Source organism: Nocardioides sp., assembly GCF_035703625.1.
GTDB lineage: Bacteria > Actinomycetota > Actinomycetes > Propionibacteriales > Nocardioidaceae > Nocardioides.
The window spans coordinates 1-5,211 of the sequence record NZ_DASSXS010000201.1 but is presented as its reverse complement, the minus strand read 5'-3'; the positions used below and the strand labels follow the sequence as shown (position 1 = coordinate 5,211).

The window sequence follows — 5,211 nt, the reverse complement described above, 5'->3', positions numbered from 1 at the left end:
ACGTGGGAGACCGGGCAGTGCTGCTGGCACAGCTGGTCTCCACTGTGGCCGTTGGATGCGGGGATGTCGCGCACCGAGGCGGCGTACCCCTCGTCGGTGAAGATCTGGGCCAGCGCCTCGGTCGGGCTCAGGTGCGGGTTGGCGGCGAGCGCCGCGTCGAACCGCTCCTCGATGAAGGCGACCCTCCGGTTGGCGAACTCGCGGACGGCCGCGTCGCCGCCGGTCTCGGCCAGGAACCGGAGCGCCTGGACGGCGAGGTCGTCGTACTGCTGGTCGAAGTGGTCGCGTCCGGCCTCGGTGAGCACGAAGACCTTGGCCGGGCGGCCACGCCCGCGGGTGGTCCCGCTGCGCGGCTCGCGGGCCTCGATCATGCCCTCCTCGAGCAGCGCGTCGAGGTGCCGGCGCACGGCGGCGGGGGTGAGGTCGAGCCGCTCGGCCAGCGCCGCGGCGGTCGAGGCCCCGTCGACGAGGATCGACCGCACGACGCGCTCGCGCGTCGGCTGGTCGTGGGTCGCGGGCGCGGTCTCGCGCACCTCGACCTCGACGTCGTCCAATTTCACAACACCAGTGTGACGTTATTGCTCGGGGCACTTCAAGTAAGGGTGGCCTAACCGTCCACCTGCCGACCTGCGCGGGCCGTCCGCCTAGAGTTCCCCGCATGGCTGGATCGATCCTGGGCACCGCCGTACGTCGAGTGGAGGACCCCGAGCTGCTGGTCGGCCGGGGAACGTTCGTGGACAACCTCCGTTCCGACGGGGCCACCCACGCCGTGTTCGTCCGGAGCCCCTTCGCCCACGCCCGCATCACCTCGGTCGACACCGCCGAGGCCGAGGGCTCCCCCGGTGTGCTGGCGGTGCTCACCGGCCGGGACATGGCCGACCGCCCCGTGCCGGCGTTCGCCAGCGCCAACGACGACCTCGAGCGCACAGCGCTCGCGACGGACAAGGTCCGCTTCGTCGGCGAAGCCGTGGCCCTGGTCGTGGCGGAGACCCGCGCCCAGGCCGTCGACGCGGCCGAGCTGGTGGACGTGGACTACGACGACCTGGGCGCGGTCTCGGACATGGAGGCCGCGCTGGCCCCTGACGCACCGCTCCAGTTCGAGCAGCTGGGCAGCAACCTCGCCACCTCCCGGATGGACAAGAACCGGGAGGACCCCTTGGCCGGGGCCGATCGCGTGGTGCGGCTCAGGATGGAGAACCACCGGATCGCGGTCGCCCCGATCGAGGGCCACGCGATCCTGGTCGAGCCGCACCTCGAGCACGGCAGCGTGACGGGACTGACCTGCTGGGTCGGCACCCAGCAGCCCCACATGGCCCGCGACCTCATCTGCAAGTACATCGGCCTGGCACCCGACGCGGTCCGCGTCATCGCGCCGCACGTCGGCGGCGCGTTCGGCGGCAAGGCCGGCATCGTGCCGGAGCACGCCGCCGTGCTGGACGCCGCCCGCCGCCTCGGCCGGCCGGTGACCTGGAGCGAGACGCGCAGCGAGGCGATGCTGTCGATGCACGGCCGCGGGCAGGTGCAATACGCCGAGCTCGGCCTCAGCGCAGAAGGCCGGTTCGTCGGGCTGCGGCTGAGGATGGTGGGTGACTGCGGTGCCTACGCCGGCTTCGGCGGCGGCTTCACGGTGGGGCCGACCCGGCTCATGGCGCAGGGGACCTACGCCATCCCCCGCCTCCGGTACGACGCGGTCTCCGTCCTCACCAACACCACCCCCGTGGGCGCGTTCCGCGGTGCCGGCCGGCCCGAGGCGGCCGCCATGATCGAGCGCCTCGTCGACGCCGCCGCGGCCGAGCTGGGCCTGCCACCGGAGGAGCTGCGGCGACGGAACTTCATCCAGCCCGGCGACTTCCCGTTCACCACCCACTCGAAGATGACCTATGACAACGGCGACTACGACCTGCCGCTGCGCGAGGCGCTGCGGATCGCCGACGTCGAGGGGGCACGGGCCGAGCAGCAGCGGCGGCGCGAGGCCGGAGACCCCCGCCAGCTCGGAATCGGGATCTCCACCTACGTCGAGATCACCGGCTTCGGCGGGTCGGAGTTCGGCTCGGTCCAGATCCAGCAGGACGGTTCGGCCGTCGTCATGGCCGGCACCTCGGCGCACGGCCAGGGCCACGCGACGTCGTTCTCGATGATCGTCGCGGACCGGCTCGGGATCCCGCTCACCGACATCACCTACACCCAGTCGGACACCCGGCTGGTGCGCTCCGGCGGGGGCACCGGCGGGTCCCGCTCCCTGCAGCTCGGCGGCAGCGCGGTCGCCGCCGCGTCCGACGAGGTCCGCGAGCGTGCCCTGGCCGTGGCCGCCCGGATGCTGGAGGCGGCGCCGGCCGACGTCACGCTCGAGGACGGCGCGTTCTCGGTGCAGGGGGTCCCCGGCGCGAGCGTCCGCTGGGCGGAGGTCGCGGCGTACGCGCACGAGCACGACGGCGGCCTGGGCTCCGACACCGACGTCACCGTCGACGGGGCGACCTTCCCCTTCGGCGCGCACGTCTCGATCGTCGAGGTCGACACCGAGACCGGACACGTCACGCCTCTCCGGCACGTCGCCGTCGACGACTGCGGGCGGGTGCTCAACCCGATGCTCGTGGCGGGCCAGCAGCACGGTGGCGCGGTCCAGGGCATCTCGCAGGCGCTCTGGGAGGAGTTCGTGTACGACGCCGAGGGGACGCCGTTGACCGGCACCTTCGTCGACTACGCCATCCCCACGGCGGCCGACGCGCCCTCTCTCGAGACCTCCAACACCGAGACCCCCACGCCGCTGAACCCGCTCGGGGCGAAGGGGATCGGCGAGTCCGCCACGATCGGCTCGACCCCCGCGGTCCAGAACGCCGTCATCGACGCGGTCCGGCATCTCGGGGTGAAGCACATCGACCTGCCGTGCACGCCGCAACGCGTCTGGACCGCGATCCGACAGGCGACCGCCGGCACGCTCCCCGATCCGTGGCGGGACCCGCCGGCGGTGTTCGACGAGCTCGCCCGAGGCTGACCGCCGACCAGCGGCTACTGCTCCAGGAGGGGCAGGAACGAGCCACTCATCCAGCCCCCACCGGAGCCGGCGGGCACCGGAGGGAGGTTCTCGCCGCCGTACACGTGGTCGGTCGCGGTGCCGTACTGGAGCCAGGTCTCGGCCGCACCCTGGCCGCGGCCCGGGGCGCTCCAGTCGCAGACTCCGTCGGCGAAGACCGACTCGAGCTGCGCCCACTGCTCGGCCGTGAACGCTGACCCGAGGACGCCGTAGTCGGAACGGTCCAGCGGCTTGAGCCGGCAGGCCACGTTGTCGTTGGCGACCGGACCACCGGCCTCCTGCCGGGGTGTCGAGAGCCGGGTCTGCAGCGTCTGCAGCTCCTCGACCGAGCAGGCCGGCGCGGCGTCGGCGGTGACGCAGCGGTCGGTGACGTCCTGCGGCCGGTCCTCGGCGATCTTCTGCGACAGCGCCACGTCGCGCGAGTCGGACTCGACCCCGGACAGCCAGCGGTCCATGGCGAGCAGCGCCTCGTTGGCCCAGTCCGGGTCACCGATCAGCGGGGCCGGGCCGAACCACATGACCCGGTTGTCGGTGTGACCCTGGTCGGCCAGCAGCCGCTCCTCGGTCCAGAAGGCGTGGCTGTAGTCGTGGGCGAGGCCGGGGTCGGGCCCGCCGTGGTTGATCATGGCCACCTCGTCGAGGTGGGTCGTCTCGTTGATCAGGCCCGAGCGGTAGGCACGCTCGATCGCGGCCTGGTCTCCGTCGACGCGCTCCTCGGTGAAGCCGGTGTCGACGTCCAGGCCACCGATCTTCACGTTGAGGTCGACGAACTGGGCGGGCGTGATCTGCCCCTTCTTCAGCTCCTCGAGACCGAACTGGACGCCGGTGTTGGCGAACGGGACGCCCGCGAAACCGTGGCCGGCCGCCTGCTCCTGCGGGCTCCACACGCTCTCGGGACGCGGGCCGAACACGTTGACCATGATGTCGAGCACCGAGCAGCGCACCCCACCGGGATTGGTCTCGGAGTCGTAGCGCGTGCTCTCGTCGCCGGGAACGGTGTCCCTGGTCCCGGAGCAGTCGTTCTCCGGGTTGAGCGCCGACTTGTAGAGGTTCTCGTCGGCGACGACGGCATTGACGTGGGAGGCGTGACCCTCCACCTGCGCCATCTGGGTCGGCGTCCAGGCGACGCCGCTCCCCCACCGAGACGGGTCCTCGAAGTAGAGCCGCATCAGGTGGTAGTCGGTGAACTGCGCCCCGGCCGTGAGCGTGTCGGGGTACGAGCAGGTGGTGACCAGGCCCTGGTAGATGCCGGGGTAGGCGTTGGCGATGGTGTGCTGGGCGATCGACCCGCCGGAGCATCCGGTCCCGATGGTGTAGCGGATCTCGCCGTACTGCTCGACCAGGCGCTCCTTGGCCATCATCAGCGACTCGGCCTCGATCGACACGTTGCAGTTGTGCCCGGTGTTGGCGAGCGCCGTGGACGCCACGGCGAAGCCCTTGCCCAGTGCGGTCACGTAGCTCGGGGTGACGCCCGGAACGGACTCGAGCGTCCCGGAGTAGTCCTGGAGCGGCGGGGACCCGGGCGCGTACGACGCCCCGCAGTTGCCTCCGTGGGTGATCAGCAGCTTGTGATTCCACTGCTCCTGGGGAGCCCAGGGCTCCCACTCCTGCCCCTGCTGCCAGAGGGTGAGGATGGTGTAGCGGTCGCGGTCCTGGAACCCGTCCTCGCGCCGCACGATGAACGGCAGCGTCTTGCCTTCGTCGGTGGTCGTCGTAGCGACGTCGTCCGGCGGGTCCTGGGGGTCGTAGGGCTGGAGGTCGGGCTGGGTCGGGTCGGTGGACTTGTAGAGCAGGGTGTACTCCACCGGCTGGTTGCACTTGTCGTCGACCGCGCCCGCCTGGCACTGGTAGGGCTCGTGGTGGGGCCCGGAGAAGATCGGGCCGCCGTTGGGGTGGTTGGTGACGGTGGCCGCGGCGACCTGGCCGGCCGCTTCGGCGCGGAGCTCGTTGGCGCCCACGGCGAGGCCGTCGACCAGTCCCTCGAAGCGGCCGTTGGGCCGCAGGGCGAACTCGTCGGTGACGTCGCGCTCCCCCACGCTCACCCGCACGTCGGCCGGGGGGACCCCCTCGGGGAGGTCGATGGCGACGAGCGCGTCACCGCCGGAGACCAGGTCGGCCCGGTTGGACAGGACCCGGATCGTCAGCGACTCCGCGGCCGACGCCTCCCCCATCGGGAGGGT

General features: G+C 72.0%; 3 protein-coding genes. 1 reads left to right on the top strand and 2 read right to left on the bottom strand.

Annotated features, from left to right (window positions below):
- The coding region (locus VFN12_RS09820; protein WP_325118471.1) for a helix-turn-helix transcriptional regulator at positions 1 to 560 on the bottom strand (560 nt) is incomplete at its 3' end.
- 98 nt (positions 561 to 658) lie between these two features.
- On the opposite strand from VFN12_RS09820, the gene VFN12_RS09815 reads away from it, so the two are divergent.
- Positions 659 to 2,992 (top strand): xanthine dehydrogenase family protein molybdopterin-binding subunit, encoded by a 2,334-nt coding sequence (locus tag VFN12_RS09815; RefSeq protein WP_325118470.1) that lies wholly within the window; start codon positions 659 to 661, stop codon positions 2,990 to 2,992.
- Positions 2,993 to 3,006: 14 nt separating this feature from the next.
- Here the strand turns inward: VFN12_RS09815 and VFN12_RS09810 are convergent.
- Positions 3,007 to 5,211, bottom strand: a 2,205-nt coding sequence (locus VFN12_RS09810) for a DUF6351 family protein (protein ID WP_325118468.1), incomplete at its 5' end; no start/stop codon positions are given.

Bases quoted from the DNA above. Each gene is read 5' to 3' on its own strand.
- VFN12_RS09815 (WP_325118470.1), top strand. From the start codon at position 659: ATGGCTGGATCGATCCTGGGCACCGCCGTACGTCGAGTGGAGGACCCC.